This window comes from Enterococcus sp. AZ163 (assembly GCF_050498925.1).
Taxonomy (GTDB): Bacteria; Bacillota; Bacilli; order Lactobacillales; family Enterococcaceae; genus Enterococcus_A; species Enterococcus_A ferrettii.
Map to the genome: position 1 here is coordinate 3,395,222 of NZ_JBIPAO010000001.1, position 14,670 is coordinate 3,409,891.

Annotated in this window: 19 protein-coding genes and 1 other annotated feature; of the genes, 6 read left to right on the forward strand and 13 right to left on the reverse strand. The window is 37.5% G+C overall.

The annotated features are described in order from the left end of the window. Nucleotides 1–60: 60 nt before the first annotated feature. Together IGI46_RS16310 and IGI46_RS16315 are read right to left on the reverse strand one after the other, a co-directional pair. Nucleotides 61–360 carry a hypothetical protein gene (locus tag IGI46_RS16310; protein WP_429964040.1) on the reverse strand — a complete coding sequence of 100 codons (300 nt, stop codon included), beginning with the start codon at nt 358–360 and terminating at the stop codon, nt 61–63. 117 nt (nt 361–477) lie between these two features. After that, on the reverse strand, nt 478–726 hold the full coding sequence (locus tag IGI46_RS16315; protein WP_207701222.1) for a GlsB/YeaQ/YmgE family stress response membrane protein: 249 nt from the start codon (nt 724–726) through the stop codon (nt 478–480). 331 nt (nt 727–1,057) lie between these two features. Here IGI46_RS16315 and IGI46_RS16320 point away from each other — a divergent pair, with 331 nt between their 5' ends. Further along, the gene (locus IGI46_RS16320) at nt 1,058–2,392 is read left to right on the forward strand and encodes an amino acid permease (protein WP_429964041.1); all 1,335 of its coding nucleotides are present in this window, start codon (nt 1,058–1,060) and stop codon (nt 2,390–2,392) included. 46 nt (nt 2,393–2,438) lie between these two features. On the opposite strand, the gene IGI46_RS16325 is transcribed toward IGI46_RS16320, so the two are convergent. The 5 genes from IGI46_RS16325 to rplK all read right to left on the reverse strand — a co-directional run bounded on the left by IGI46_RS16325 (nt 2,439) and on the right by rplK (nt 5,404). Next, nucleotides 2,439–2,840 (reverse strand): organic hydroperoxide resistance protein, encoded by a 402-nt coding sequence (locus IGI46_RS16325; RefSeq protein WP_429973845.1) that lies wholly within the window; start codon nt 2,838–2,840, stop codon nt 2,439–2,441. Nucleotides 2,841–3,064: 224 nt separating this feature from the next. Further along, nucleotides 3,065–3,433, reverse strand: coding sequence for a 50S ribosomal protein L7/L12 (gene rplL, locus IGI46_RS16330; protein ID WP_429964042.1), 369 nt, complete (start codon nt 3,431–3,433; stop codon nt 3,065–3,067). A gap of 47 nt (nt 3,434–3,480) precedes the next feature. After that, nucleotides 3,481–3,984, reverse strand: coding sequence for a 50S ribosomal protein L10 (gene rplJ / locus IGI46_RS16335; protein WP_429964043.1), 504 nt, complete (start codon nt 3,982–3,984; stop codon nt 3,481–3,483). 35 nt (nt 3,985–4,019) lie between these two features. Then, nucleotides 4,020–4,146: a sequence feature (ribosomal protein L10 leader region), on the reverse strand. A gap of 52 nt (nt 4,147–4,198) precedes the next feature. Continuing rightward, on the reverse strand, nt 4,199–4,888 hold the full coding sequence (gene rplA, locus IGI46_RS16340) for a 50S ribosomal protein L1 (protein ID WP_207701217.1): 690 nt from the start codon (nt 4,886–4,888) through the stop codon (nt 4,199–4,201). 93 nt (nt 4,889–4,981) lie between these two features. Further along, a complete protein-coding gene (gene rplK / locus IGI46_RS16345) occupies nt 4,982–5,404 on the reverse strand; it encodes a 50S ribosomal protein L11 (RefSeq protein WP_429964044.1) in 423 nt (140 codons plus the stop codon). Between the two features lie 285 nt (nt 5,405–5,689). Here rplK and sdaAB point away from each other — a divergent pair, with 285 nt between their 5' ends. Together sdaAB and sdaAA are read left to right on the forward strand one after the other, a co-directional pair. Further along, a complete protein-coding gene (gene sdaAB / locus IGI46_RS16350; RefSeq protein ID WP_429964045.1) occupies nt 5,690–6,361 on the forward strand; it encodes an L-serine ammonia-lyase, iron-sulfur-dependent subunit beta in 672 nt (223 codons plus the stop codon). Between the two features lie 37 nt (nt 6,362–6,398). Continuing rightward, entirely contained in the window at nt 6,399–7,298 is a 900-nt protein-coding gene (gene sdaAA / locus IGI46_RS16355) for an L-serine ammonia-lyase, iron-sulfur-dependent, subunit alpha (protein WP_429964046.1), read from the forward strand. A gap of 58 nt (nt 7,299–7,356) precedes the next feature. On the opposite strand, the gene IGI46_RS16360 is transcribed toward sdaAA, so the two are convergent. The 5 genes from IGI46_RS16360 to rpmG form a co-directional block, all read right to left on the reverse strand. Next, a complete protein-coding gene (locus tag IGI46_RS16360) occupies nt 7,357–8,448 on the reverse strand; it encodes a lactate oxidase (RefSeq protein WP_429973846.1) in 1,092 nt (363 codons plus the stop codon). Nucleotides 8,449–8,858: 410 nt separating this feature from the next. Continuing rightward, nucleotides 8,859–9,728: an alpha/beta hydrolase gene (locus IGI46_RS16365; RefSeq protein ID WP_429973847.1), complete on the reverse strand. Its 870-nt coding sequence runs from the start codon at nt 9,726–9,728 to the stop codon at nt 8,859–8,861. 46 nt (nt 9,729–9,774) lie between these two features. Continuing rightward, entirely contained in the window at nt 9,775–10,317 is a 543-nt protein-coding gene (nusG, locus tag IGI46_RS16370) for a transcription termination/antitermination protein NusG (protein ID WP_207701272.1), read from the reverse strand. A gap of 95 nt (nt 10,318–10,412) precedes the next feature. Continuing rightward, nucleotides 10,413–10,583 carry a preprotein translocase subunit SecE gene (secE, locus tag IGI46_RS16375; RefSeq protein WP_207701211.1) on the reverse strand — a complete coding sequence of 57 codons (171 nt, stop codon included), beginning with the start codon at nt 10,581–10,583 and terminating at the stop codon, nt 10,413–10,415. An 11-nt stretch (nt 10,584–10,594) separates the two neighbouring features. Next, nucleotides 10,595–10,747: a 50S ribosomal protein L33 gene (gene rpmG, locus IGI46_RS16380; RefSeq protein ID WP_010759653.1), complete on the reverse strand. Its 153-nt coding sequence runs from the start codon at nt 10,745–10,747 to the stop codon at nt 10,595–10,597. 141 nt (nt 10,748–10,888) lie between these two features. Between rpmG and cbpA the strand changes: the two genes are divergently transcribed. Next, nucleotides 10,889–11,527, forward strand: a complete 639-nt coding sequence (cbpA, locus tag IGI46_RS16385) for a cyclic di-AMP binding protein CbpA (protein ID WP_207701210.1) — start codon at nt 10,889–10,891, stop codon at nt 11,525–11,527. A 46-nt stretch (nt 11,528–11,573) separates the two neighbouring features. Next, nucleotides 11,574–12,092, forward strand: coding sequence for a GNAT family N-acetyltransferase (locus IGI46_RS16390; protein WP_429973848.1), 519 nt, complete (start codon nt 11,574–11,576; stop codon nt 12,090–12,092). 35 nt (nt 12,093–12,127) lie between these two features. On the opposite strand, the gene IGI46_RS16395 is transcribed toward IGI46_RS16390, so the two are convergent. Next, a complete protein-coding gene (locus IGI46_RS16395; protein WP_429964985.1) occupies nt 12,128–12,604 on the reverse strand; it encodes a QueT transporter family protein in 477 nt (158 codons plus the stop codon). Nucleotides 12,605–14,058: 1,454 nt separating this feature from the next. Here IGI46_RS16395 and IGI46_RS16400 point away from each other — a divergent pair. Continuing rightward, on the forward strand, nt 14,059–14,484 hold the full coding sequence (locus IGI46_RS16400) for a ribonuclease E inhibitor RraB (protein WP_429964050.1): 426 nt from the start codon (nt 14,059–14,061) through the stop codon (nt 14,482–14,484). Nucleotides 14,485–14,670 lie beyond the last annotated feature (186 nt).

Below are 14,670 nucleotides of genomic sequence, written 5' to 3' on the forward strand. Positions count from 1 at the left end.
CTAAAGAGATTCTTGTCCTTCAGCTTATTAGTTCCTATTCGAACTATCTGCTAAATTCACCTAAGCTTCTAAATCACTTTGATTGTTCAACTCTACCTCTAGAACTTCTTGAAACTCTTGAGACAATTCTGGATCAATTTCCTGAGCAACCTCATGATTCGGATCTAAAGGATCTTCAATTGGTACCCAATCGGCATTAGGCTCAGCATGGTCATATTCAGCATGTAAATTCGCTTGATATTCTTCTTCAGTGATATTTCCACTTTCGTAGCTATCACTAAAAGCTAAGGTACGTTTTTCAACCTCTGCCTCTTTTTTCTTCCGTTGCTCAAAATCTTCAGACCAATTTTCATCTATCATAATGATCCTTCTCCATTCTCATAAAATTTTCTATCTGAATACTTATAAAAAAATCCGGCCCGTCTGATTAAGGCGTGCCGGTTAATTTTGCTATTTCAATTCATGTGGTATTTCCTGTTAAGTATTACTTTTACCAACAAAAAAGGAAACAACCGCTACAACAATTACTGCCCCAATGATTGATGGAACAATAGCCATTCCAGCTAATGAAGGTCCCCAAGAACCTAATAATCCTTGACCGATAGCAGAACCAACTAAACCAGCTACAATATTTGCGATCCAGCCCATTGAACCACCTCGATTAGTTATCGCACCAGCAATCACACCAATAATAGCACCTACAATTAATGTCCATAGCCAACCCATAGTTCTCCAACCTCCCTTTACTTAATAGTTATTACAAGTATATGTTACTCTCACTTTTATTATAAAGCCAAAAATATGCTTAGATTTGGAAACAGAACTAAGAAAATCATTTTCCTAACTCTAGCTATGTATTCTAAATTTATCCTCTCTAATCTCATAATAAAACACCATTTTAATTATTTTTGAAAAGAATGGTCATTCGTTAACAGCTCCGTGAAATTTACATAAAAATAATTTCATACTTCTGGATTATTCTGAATTGTCTGTTATTATTGACTAAACTTTCTGAATATTTCAAATCTATCGAATATTCAACGAAAAGAGGATTTTTATGGAGAATAAGCTACAAAAACAAATGACCTCGCGCCATATTACAATGCTTGCTTTAGGTGGAGCAATTGGTGCTGGTTTGTTTAAGGGCAGCGGTGAAGCAATAGGTATCGCTGGTCCGTCAGTTCTGCTAGCCTTTCTATTAGGAGGTCTTGTTCTGTTTATTGTAATGAGTGGATTAGGACGATTGGTAATTGCTAACGATAATGTTCACGGTCTCTCAGGAATCATTGAACCATTTCTGGGTAAACGTTCTGCTGACTTTATTGATTGGCTATATTGGTCATTGTGGATGATTAACATCATTGCAGAGGCGGTAGCTGCTGCAAGCTTCTTACAATTATGGTTTCCACATGTTCCTGCATGGCTATTTGTCTTTTTTTTAGCAATATTAACTACGCTTATCAATTTGTATTCTGTAAGGCTTTTTGCAGAAACAGAATACTGGCTAGCCTTCGCAAAAATTACAGTTATTATTCTATTAATCATCTTCGGGATTTTTCTAATTGGTAAAGAAATCCACAATGCTGGTTTTCTGCCAACAGTTCAGAATATGAATGCCCATGGCGGATTTACTCCGCATGGTTTAAAAGGTCTGATTAGTTCCTTGTTGGTTGTAATTTATTCCTATGGCGGTTCAGAACTCATCGCTATAACTGTTAGCGAAACCGAAGATCCAAAAACAGCCATTCCTAAAGCGATTAAAGGTGTCATGGGAAGAATTATTTCTTTTTATATTATTCCAATGCTTCTATTGCTGATTATTTATCCATGGAATATGTTAGCCCACAGCAATGTGAGTCCTTTTGTTTTAGTGTTCGAGAAAATTCATATTCCTTTTGCTAGTGATATTGTCAATTTTGTAATTGTTCTAGCTCTATTTTCTTCTATCAACTCAGGAGTTTATGCCTCCTCACGCACGTTATATTTTCGATTAAAGAACTCCAAGACTGCTACTAAAAATCTTGCCGTTTTAAATCGGCACCAAGTTCCTCAAAGAGCTGTATTATTTTGTACCGGGACTTTATACGTTGGGGTTATCCTATCCTATTTTTTAGGTGATAAGCTTTTCAATTATTTAGTTGGCTCATTATCCTACTCGGTTTTGTTAACTTGGTTAATGATTACCTTTGCAGCTTTTGCACTTGCTTTGAAAAAGGGAACTAAAGCGGAAATATTCTTTAGCGGTCTTGCCATCTTAATTTTATTCCTAATTCTAATTGGGATTTTATTTAGTAATCCGTTAAGTGTTACCGTTATGACTGCTGGTATTTACTTAATTATCCTTCTAAACTACCAGAAGAAGCATTTTCACACATTAACGGATCACACATAACAAGAAGATCCAGCAATCAAATAGTTGACTGCTGGATCTTTTCTATTTAAACCAATTCAACTGCTACTTCTATATTTCCACGAGTGGCCTTAGAATATGGACAAAATTCATGAGCTTCCTTCACAACTGTCTCAGCTTGAGTCTCCTCAATACCTGGAAGCGATACTTCTAAAACTACGCCAATTTGTACGCCACCATCGTCAGTTTGATAAAGTGACACTCGCGCTTTAACTTCGGAATCAGATTGCAATTGATGTTCCTCTAAAATATGCTGTACAGCACCATTAAAACAAGATGCATAGCCAGCAGCAAATAATTGTTCTGGATTAGTTCCTTCTGCATGAATTGAAGGGGGGTCAATTTTCATATGCATCTTTCCACCCGGTGCTTCTACTTCACCGTTCCGTCCACCATGATTAATCATAGATGTTTCGTACAATTTTTTCATCAAGCATCTCCCTCTCTAACCTTAGTCTATAGCCAATGGCCAAATAACACAATGAACTTGCTTAAAAATATGCAATCCGATCGAAACTTCTATGATTAATTGAAAAAATAGCCACCAACTATCACAAAAAAGGTATTTCTACTTATCAAACATTGTCCTACAAATATGTAAACAAAAAAAGAACTAGCACCTTTTTAGAGGCACTAGCTCCTTCATTACAAAAATTATTTTACTGTTACTGAAGCGCCAACTTCTTCTAGAGAAGCTTTTAATTCTTCTGCTTCTTCTTTAGAAATGCCTTCTTTAACTGGTGCAGGAGCGCCGTCAACTACAGCTTTAGCTTCTTTCAAGCCTAGGCCAGTTGCTTCACGAACTGCTTTGATAACTTTAACTTTTTGATCGCCAACAGCTGATAATTCAACAGTAAATTCTGTTTGTTCTTCAGCAGCAGGACCTGCAGCAGCGCCAGCAGCAGCTACAGGAGCAGCAGCAGTTACGCCAAATTCGTCTTCGATAGCTTTAACTAAGTCGTTTAATTCTAGGATTGTCGCGCCTTTTAGCTCTTCGACAATGTTTTCAATGTTCAATGCCATTTTAAATTTCCTCCATAATATATGTTTTTAGTTTTTTTATGCAGCAATTAAGCTACTTCTTCTTCGTCTTTTTCTGCTACTGCCTTGACAGCGTAAGCCACGTTGCGGACTGGCGCTTGTAGGACAGATAATAGCATAGATAGAAGTCCGTCGCGGTTTGGAAGTTTTGCAAGAGCAGTAATTTCTTCGATAGAAGCTACCTTGCCTTCAATGATCCCGCCTTTGATTTCTAATGCCTCAGCTTCTTTAGAGAACTCGTCAATAATTTTAGCTGGTGCAACAACATCTTCATTACTGAAGGCTACAGCTGTAGGTCCAGTAAATACTTCACCCAAACCTTCAAGACCAGCTTTTTCAGCGGCACGAGATAGGATAGAGTTTTTGATGACTTTCATTTCAACGTTAGCGTCGCGTAATTGTTTACGTAGACGAGTCACTTGGTCTACTGTTAAACCACGGTAATCAACGATAACTGCTGAAGCTGCTGCAGTGAATTTTTCTGTGACTTCATCCACAATAGCGGCTTTTTTAGCGATTGCTACTTCACTCATTTATATTTCACCTCCTGATTTTGATGGAAGGGTTTTTTTCACAAAAAAATACCCTATGCCACCGTAGACATAGAGGGACTATTGAATGTTCTCAATAAATGTCCTCGGTAGGAAATTGAGGCTTGCGCCACCTACTGTCTTCGGTACAGTTAATTACTAACCTCGACTACCTTACCATAGGTTAGGCAGTCAAGTCAATCATTAATTTAAATTTTTAGATAGATGCTTGATCAACATGAATCCCAGGACCAAATGTTGTAGTCACTGTGATATTTTTGATGTATTGACCTTTGGCTGTTGCAGGCTTAGCTTTCAGTAAAGTCTCATTAATTGTTTTGAAGTTTTCGATTAACTTCGCATCATCAAATGAAACTTTTCCAATTGGAGTATGGATATTCCCAGCTTTGTCCACACGGTAAGTTACTTTACCAGCTTTTACTTCTTCGATCGCTTTAGTAACGTCCATAGTAACAGTACCTGTTTTAGGGTTTGGCATTAAGCCTTTAGGTCCTAATACACGTCCTAATTTACCAACAGTTGCCATCATATCAGGTGTTGCAACAACAACGTCAAAGTCGAACCATCCGCCTTGGATTTTTTGTACCAAGTCGTCGTCTCCAACAAAGTCAGCGCCTGCTGCTTCTGCTTCTTTAGCTTTTTCACCTTTTGCGAATACTAATACAGATTGTGTTTTACCAGTTCCGTTTGGCAGTACAACTGCTCCACGGATTTGTTGGTCTGCTTTTTTAGGGTCTACGCTTAATTTGTAAGCAACTTCAACAGTTGCGTCAAATTTTGCGATGTTTGTTTCTTTAGCCAAAGCTACTGCTTCTTCAACAGAATAAGCTTTTGAGCTGTCAACTTTTTTTAATGCTTCTTGCATTTTTTTGCTTTTTTTAGCCATTTTGTTTCCTCCTTATGTGGTTATAACGGTAGAACCTCCCACGTGTTTTGATTTTTCAATCAAGAGACGACTGAGAAGCTGTAGGTTCAGGAATTATTCGACAGTAATTCCCATGCTTCTTGCAGTTCCTTCAACCATGCGCATTGCTGCTTCAACGTCAGCTGCGTTTAGGTCTTCCATCTTCAACTCAGCGATTTCTTTTACTTGATCGCTAGTAACTTTTGCAACTTTGGTTTTGTTTGGTTCGCCTGAACCTTTTTCAACTTTTGCTGCTTTTTTCAATAATACTGCAGCTGGTGGTGTTTTTGTTACGAAGGTGAATGAACGATCTTCGTATACAGAAATCACTACAGGAATGATCAAGCCTGCTTGATCAGCGGTACGAGCGTTAAATTCTTTTGTGAAGCCCATGATGTTGATACCGGCTTGACCTAGTGCTGGTCCTACTGGGGGAGCTGGTGTTGCTTTCCCTGCAGGAATTTGCAATTTAACGAGTTTTTCTACTTTTTTTGCCACGAGACATACCTCCTTGGGTCCGTGATGTGGTTAATTGGAGATAAAGATTTCTCCTCCCACTGTTACAGCGTGCAAAACGCACACTAGTGTATGATAGCAAAAGTCTTTCATAATTTCAAGAACTTTTCAATTTTCTGATAATAAATATTTTCTTCACAAACACTTCGTATATGATTAGAATAACAAAATAAAATGCTAATTTTCCTATATAATTAGCGACTTTGTGTTAAACTATGATCGAATTGATGAGGTATTTCCACCAGATACTCAAGGAGGCTTAAAATAATGGAAAATTTAAAGTATCGCAGTGTTTTTGATATTATTGGTCCTGTAATGGTTGGACCAAGCAGTTCTCATACAGCAGGTGCTGCTCGGATTGGAAAAGTGAGTCGGATGATCTTTGGTGAGAAACCAGATTCTGTTGAAATTGATCTTTATGAATCTTTTGCTAAAACTTATCGCGGTCACGGAACAGATATTGCATTAGTCGGAGGACTTTTAGGTATGAATCCTGATGACCCTCGTTTAGCGGATTCTTTAAAAATAGCTCATGAAGAAGGTATTGAAGTGCTTTTTGTTCCAAAAAAAGAAAAAGCGAAGCACCCTAACTTAGTAACTATGCATCTAAAAAAAGATAATTATAAAATGTCAGTCACCGGTATTTCAATCGGTGGTGGAAATATTCAAATATCAGAATTAGATGGATTCAGCATTTCTTTGTCAATGGGCACCCCTACTTTTATTGTTGTACACGAAGATGTACGCGGATTACTGGCTCAGGTGTCAGCGGTCATATCGGATGCGGGAATTAATATCGGTACCGTGACGATGACTCGACAAAAAAAGGGTGATAATGGAATCTTAGTTTTAGAGGTCGACGATAAACCCGCAGATGATTCAACAAAAGAAAAATTACGATCTTTGGGTCACGTGTTTAGTGTCACTTATTTTGATTAGTTTTATACAAGACAGGTAAATATAAGGAGGCAAAATTATGTTTTTGTCGATAAAAGAATTAGTAGAACAAGCGCAAAATTATCCTACTATAGGCGAATTAATGATTGCTACCGAACAAGAACTAACTGGGCGAAGCCGAGAAGAAATCATCAAGTTAATGGAACGAAATCTCGAAGTGATGTCCAACTCAATTGATGAAGGAATTGCTGGGGTTAAGTCCGTTACCGGGATTACTGGTGGAGACGCGAAACGATTAGATGAATATATCAATTCTGGTAATTTCCTTAGTGGTGATACTATTTTACAAGCGGTTCGCAATGCTGTAGCGGTCAATGAAGTGAATGCGAAAATGGGACTAATCTGCGCCACCCCTACTGCCGGGAGTGCAGGAGTAGTTGCCGGCGTTCTGATGGCGGCTCGCGAAAAGTTAAATTTGACTCACGAAGAACAATTGGATTTCTTATTTACAGCTGGAGCGTTCGGCTTAGTTATTGCTAACAGTGCTTCAATCTCTGGTGCTGAAGGTGGCTGTCAAGCTGAAGTTGGCTCTGCCAGCGCTATGGCGGCCGCAGCTTTAGTAGCAGCAAATGGCGGCACTCCCCAAATGGCAGCTGAAGCAGTTGCCATCACTTTGAAAAATGTAATGGGGTTAATCTGTGATCCTGTAGCCGGTTTGGTCGAGGTACCGTGTGTTAAACGTAATGCAATGGGATCTTCTCAAGCTTTCATTTCTGCTGACATGGCTTTAGCAGGAATTCGCAGTGTAATTCCACCCGACGAGGTAATTGATGCAATGTATAAAGTCGGACGGGCAATGCCCTCTATCTTTAAAGAAACAGCTGAGGGTGGTGTTGCAACGACTCCAACTGGTTTACGATTAAGTAGAGAAGTTTACGGAGAAACTGCTGCTGATGAGCAGGAGAAACAATTGTCATAATGTAACATTACTAAAAATAAGCCGCTTAAAACCTGCAGGTTTTAAGCGGCTTTTGCCATTAAATCAATCTTGTATTTTTTACTTCTTCAATTGTTTTAGTACCAGCTAATTGCATCGTAATAGACAATTCTTTGTTTAAATGGTCAAATACTGAAGTCACACCCTCTGCGCCCCCTAGATTTAAACCATAAATTACAGGACGTCCAATGGCTACTAAATCTGCTCCACTGGCTAAAGCTTTAAAAATATGTTCCCCTCGACGAACTCCACTATCAAAAATTATTGGTACTCGTTTATTGACTACTCCAGCAATTAGAGGCAATACATCAAAAGATGCAGGTCCCCCATCCAATTGACGACCACCATGATTAGAAATCCAAATACCATCCGCACCTGCACTGATTGCCACTTCTGTATCTTCAGGAGATTGGATTCCTTTTACAATTACCGGTAAGTTGGTCAAATCTTTAATCTTCTTAATATCTTCTGGAATCAGTCCTTGTTTGGCAGCAGCGTAAATCTCAGCAATCCCTTCCCCATTGCCCGCAGCATCTTTCTCACTGTAAGCAGCGAGGTTTGGCATTGGCAATGGAAATTCAAAATGGTTGATAATATCTTCCTCACGATATCCACCTAATGTAGAATCAGCTGTTAAAATCACAGCTTTCGCTCCAGATTTTACAGCTTTTTCCAAAATAAACTCATTAAAACCATCGTCTTTACTCATATATAGTTGGAAAAACTGTGGTGCTCCAGGAGCCGCTGCTGCTGCGTTTTCAATCGTAGTATTTGCATACGTGCTTATTGAAAAAATTGATCCCGCGGCAGCTACACCTTTGGCTGTGTCGGATTCTCCCTTCTCATGAGCTAATCCTTGAGCAGCTGAAGGTGCCTGAATAATCGGTGTTTTCAACTCCATATCCCAAAGCTTTGTACTTAAGTCCGCATGATCAATTCCACGCAAAACTCTAGGCATGATCGATTTTTTATTAAAAGAAGCTGTATTCTCCTTCATTGTCCACTCATCTTCAGAGCCACCCCGAATATATCCAAATGCACCTTTTTCCATACGTTCTTTCACACGAGCCTCTAATGATGCAATATTTACAATCTCAATTGGGTGTTCTTCGTTACTTGTTTGATAGGTCATCGTAACTCCTTCTTTCTTTTTAATACGACAACATCATACCTCTCTTACAAAATGTAAGCAAACATCTTTGCTCGAAACTAAGAAACGGAATGACTTCAAAATGACCTCTGTTTTTTCCTCAGAAATTAAGTCCTTCAAAGCAAATTTTAAAGATAGTTCAAGGAGACACTTTTATATAGAATTTCCGACTTTGTATTTAAACGTTGATATTGGTTGTTCAGTCGCAATTCTTGTTTAGTTTTTTCGATATCTCTTTTACAGACTCAGCTTTTAATTGATCAAGTTCCCTACTTCTTTGTGTTTAAGCAGACAATGGTCTTCTTTTGCTTGATGAATATATATATAATTTCCCTTAACCCTTTGTTCTAATAGTCTTTTTTATACTACCCGCTGTCCACCAAAAAACAGATTCACGGTTTTTCCTCCCATAGAAATTGAGCTACTTGCTGATCTACTGCCGTATTCTCGTGCAATTGGCTGTGCTGCGCATTAGGGCCAACAAAAACAGATTGTCTAATAGGATTCCCATTTTTCTCTACTAATGAATAGACGGATAAGGCACTGGTTAGCGGAACTGTGCCATCATCAGACGTTCCTGCACCTAATTCCCCAGCTAATAACAGCATTGGCAAACTTGCTGGTACATTAGCAATACCGTTCTCATAGTCAATGTAACGATCGGATTTTTGAGTTGGACCGTTTACTAAGAGCTCATCTATGGTTTGTTGATCAGATGTATCAATAAAATCATTAAATGGTGATCCGATTGCAACCAGCTTAACGATTTTAGGACTATCCTCTGGTTCTCCATAAGTTGTCAAAAAGCGGAGAGAACTAACACCTCCCATGGAATGACCGAGAATATTCACCTGCTCAACGTTCTGTGTCTTCAAATACCTTAAAACAGCGTAAATCCATTCCGATTGGTTCCACTCATTGTTCTTATTGTCTGCGAATAAAACCTGGATCATTGGATTATTTCTCGCATTACTCAATTTGCCATCAATCTGAAGGGTGCTGTCTGGCTGAACTGTAATTACCAGTTCCTTTCGTGCCAACTGCTGCTTTTCAAAACGATCAATCATTCCGCCAAACGAGTTAATCGTTCCACTATATCCATGAATAAAAAGAGTGGGGGTGCTATCTTTAGAATTTGTTTCTAAAGGACTTGATGACTGATTCGTGCTGCTTTTAGTTGTGTTTTTTTCAGTGATTGAATGACAGCTGCTTACAAAGAACAGGCATAGCAGCAAAGTTATACTCACAATATATTTCTTCATATAATCTCCCATCCATAAAAAAAGCTGAGACTAATGCCTCAGCTTTTTAAATCTTATCAATTTGATCAAAATCTAATTCTGTACTTGTCTCACGTCCAAACATATCAATGTTTGCTTTGACTTTTTCACGTTCTTCATCAATCTCAGTGATTACCCCTTCAAGTCCAGCAAAAGCTCCTTCAATAATTTTTACTGTTTCACCAAGGCCGATTTCTAACTCATGTTGACGTGTACTCATACCTATTGAGCGTAAAATATGGTTGATTTCTTCTGGCATTAATGGTGCAGGTTTGCTTCCAGCTCCATGCGATCCAACAAAGCCAGTTACTCCTGGTGTATTTCTAACGACATACCAAGAATCATCTGTCATGACCATTTCTACTAATACATATCCAGGAAATGTTTTATGAACAATTTCCTTTTCTTTGCCATTTTTAATCTCTTTTTCTTTTTCCTCAGGAACTACTACACGGAAAATAAAGTCTTCCATTCCCATACTTTGTGCTCGAGACTCAATATTTGCTTTTACCTTGTTTTCATAGCCGGAATAAGTATGCAGTACATACCACTGTTTCTCAAAAGATTCCATTTTGTTCATCGGCTCCCCGTCCTAAAATAAAAAAACCTCAGTATCCCAAGGTTTTTTCTCAAAGACAGTATAGCATGCTTTCTTGAACTTGGCTACTAACGAATTACCAAATTGATCAACAGTTGAATCGCTGTATCCATAACGAAAAACATTACTGCGAATAAAATTGCTGTTTCAACTACTACTAATGAATCATGACGCAATTGTTTTCTTGAAGGCCAAGTGACCAATTTCATCTCTTCTCTAACACTACGTAAAAACTTCACCGAATTTCCCCCTATTTTGTTTCTTTATGTAACGTGTATTTATTACAATGTTTGCAAAACTTATTAATTTCCAAACGCTCTCCGCGTTTACCTTCACTGACAGACTTACTGTAGTTTCTAGAACCGCAAACTGTACAGGCTAGAGCCGCCTTTTTCGTTGCCATAGCGAACCTCCTTACAAAAACTCACATGGTAACATTATCATCTAATGCCTTTTCTGTCAATTAGTCAAAAATTAGTTACCTTTATGAGAAAGAATATGATAGTATAATGAAAGAACGAATCGATTATTGGAGGGCGCTTTAATGTTATTAGAAAGTCTAGTTTATCCCAAAAAGGATCTAACTACGATTACAGAATCTGCAACGTTACAAGAAGCTTTAGATATTTTGGAAGAAACAGGTTTTCGTTGCGTTCCGATTTTAGATGAGAGCAAACAAATTTTCCGTGGAAATATCTATAAAATGCACATTTATCGCCATAAAGCGAATGGTGGAGATTTACAGTTACCGGTAACTCATCTATTGAAAAATGCTACAAAATTTATTTCAATCCATACTTCTTTTTTTAAGATATTTTTTACGATTAAAGAGTTGCCTTATATCACAGTGCTAGATGAGAATAACCATTTTTATGGTATTTTAACCCATAGTACATTACTCAATATGCTGTCACAATCTTGGAGTGTCAAAGCAGGAAGTTATGTCTTAACCATCGTATCATCCGGTAAAAAGGGCGAGCTTGCTCTAATGACTAAAATTATTTCTAAATTCTCAAGCATCGCCAGTTGCATTACTTTAGACGTGGGCAAAGACATGCAAGGCAGACGAACACTCATTACATTGCCGAATGGTATTGACGAACAAAAATTAGCGGCAATTGTTGAGCACTTGGAACGAAAAAACTTTGAAGTTCGAGAAGTTGAAAGATTAAGTTTGCATTAATTACAAAAGGTGCTGAGTATAATTATATTCAGTGCCTTTTCATCTTATGAAGGGTGGTAAAACAATGAACTGTACGTTGCGCGAATGGCATCTCGAGGATGCGGAAGAACTGTGCTCTATTATGAATAACCAAAAGATACAAGCAAATTTGCGAGATGGCATCCCTTATCCCTATCGCAAAAGGGATGCGGAAGAATTTATCCTAACAACCCTCTTGTCTAACAGAGAGCTTTCACTGGCGATAACCTCACAGGATAAAGTAGTCGGCAGTATTGGCGTGTTTCGTCAAGAAAATATTCACTTTCGAACAGCAGAAGTTGGTTATTATATTGCAGAACCACATTGGGGTAAAGGATTAGGAACTGCTGCCTTAAAAATAATGTGTCAAAAGGTTTTCGAAACAACAGATATTGTTCGTATTTTTGCAGAACCTTTTTCAGATAACCCGGCTTCTTGTCACATGTTAGAAAAAGCTGGGTTTCAACATGAAGGAACTTTGAAGAAAAACGCCGTAAAAAATGGACAGTTCAAAGACATGCAAATGTATTCATTAATTAAAGCATAGAAAAAAGCCCGATCCCGAAGATTGGGCTTTTCCTTTTAAATTGTCTTTTCAAAATGCAGTCGTTGATCCAAATAGTACATCAACGGTGCTGAAATAGTCATAATAATTGCTTCACTGACAGCTAACCAAGCATAAGTTGCCCAAAAAGGTAAAGCTGCGGTTAAATAAAGCATCGCTGCAATTAAAGCCATACTAACGCTAAAGAACAGAGCATTTAAGGCCAATCGAATCTTGACATTTTTCACCTTATTTTGTAAAAGTGCAGTCATCCCTAAAGCTAATAGAGTCTGCCCTCCACCAAAAATAACATCTAAAATTCCCATACCAAAAAGTGCGTTATAGATAACTACTCCTCCAAATACACCCCACAGATATTTCCGATTGAATACAACTAAGTGGTTCAAACTTTCTGAAATGCGGAATTGAATGGGACCAGATGCAACTGGCGAAACTAAAATAGTTAAGGCCAAATATAATGCCATCAGGATACCATTAGTAATCACTATACTCATTCGTCTTTTTTCTACTAAATGCACTACTTCCCCTTCTTTCTCCAAGTTTTGTTTACGCGGGATGGTTGATGAACCGCAAGCCGTATTATACCATATTTCTGATATATCACAAACGCTGTAATATCGACTTTTATGCTACTTCTGTATGACTTGAGTTATCGTGAATTAACTTTTTTAAAGAAAGCTATTTATCTAAAAGATCCTTCCATCAATACCCAAAAAGGTGCGAAATAGTTTTGAAGGCGGCAAAAGGATGCTTTTCACTGCTAAAAATAATAAGCTTGCAGTAGTCCAACTAGAATGACCATGACACGAATGCGAGCCCATCCTTCCACATGTTCAAGTTAATATTAGATTTACTTTAGGTAAGGAATGCTTATGGTTTTACACTGATCAATAATTAAATAGTTATCATTCATTAGGCCTATGTAGAAGAAAATTGTACAAAAGTGAAAACAAGAATAGTTAGCAAAATTACCCTTCTCAAGATGCTAGGACATTCACTAGTTTATTTCATTCTTTCTGACCGTTGTTTTCTAATAGCTAGCCGTTCTCTAAGCTCTCTGACAAATGTAGCTGACGGAATGAAGTTGGCATCAGTATTTATTAGCAACAAGTTTTTCTTTTGTTGTCATTCCATCACCACAGCTGTTTAATGGTATTGACGAATCTTGCGCCGTTTTCTTTCACAACTATTCAATTACTAATTTTATAAGTATCCTCTCTTTTCTAGTTCCTTCGAATTGCTAATCACATGATTCCTTCAAATGCAGACTATCGTTATTGTTGATATATTTAGTCTCTTCTTAAATCTTAAGTCAGTTCGTTCCGACAGTTTCCAATGTATTTGTTCTTATTTCACCATTATAGACCTTCTGTGAAAATTCACCTCTCGCTAAATAACTCGAATTATCTAGAGTCTCACTTTGCGTAGCTTATTTATATGCTCAAAGTTTTCTATGTACGTTCAATCATTCTTCTCTCTATTAAGTTGGGAAACTCTAATTTAAAAAGAAACAGACTTTGCTAAAAACAAACTAATCTGAGTTTTGTATATTCTTCTGACTAAAATTAATGTAACATTGATTCTGAAGAAATGAATGAAGGATAAATAAAAAGGTTAAGTTTTTAATAGTAACTATCGCTAGTTTTTCCAGCAGTTTACTACCATTTATGACTCCCCATTCCTTCAATTAATTAGGATTTGGCCATGTTAAAAAAAGAGCATTAGCGAGCTTTACTATTTCTCCATACTATTATTCGTCGTTTATTGCGTAATTTCCACAATATTAGTGGGAAAATTTGTGGCATAACTCTTTGAAACACCAAAAACAAAACAGACTTGCAACATACTGAATAATTCCACCAATACTAACTGGTTTTTTTATTCATCAAATATAATCTGTTAAATTTTTCTTTATGGTGGTCCATACAATTATTAGGAAGTGAATTCTGTGTCTATTGATTCATATAATTTGTTCATTAAAAGCTTAAATAAATCAAACACCCAAATCATTAGAGAGCTGGTTTCTAACGGTGATTCCTTAGTGGACCCACATTTGTTAGATCACTTTGCTTCTTTTAATTCCAGGCATGGCTGTAAGTCCTTTTTAAAAGTTGCTTATTCACGTGGTTTTACCGGTTCAAATTCCTTCAATTACCAACGAAATTGTTGGGAAGTTCATTTTTCTAGAGCTGACATTGTTAATGAAAACACGATAGATGATCTGATTGAACATATCGAACGTTTCGTCAAGGATTTCCAAGGTCAATATGATGGTTGGTTTACTCTAGAACAATGGTCTAACACTTTGAATAGTCTTTTTCCACTTGCTGTTATGGACAAACTAACTTACGTTGAACCTTTACTTCATAAATAAAATCCTGTTTTGATTTAGTGAATCTTATAAAGTAAAAATCTACAGTCATTCTTTTACGCTTATTAACATTTTTTTCACATTCTATTGCTACACTTTCTTTGTGCCGCTAGACCGCAAAATGAATTCTAAATGATAAAGGCACCTCTTGGCGGAAAACAAGAGACTCTAACACTTTTGCAGCGCGCG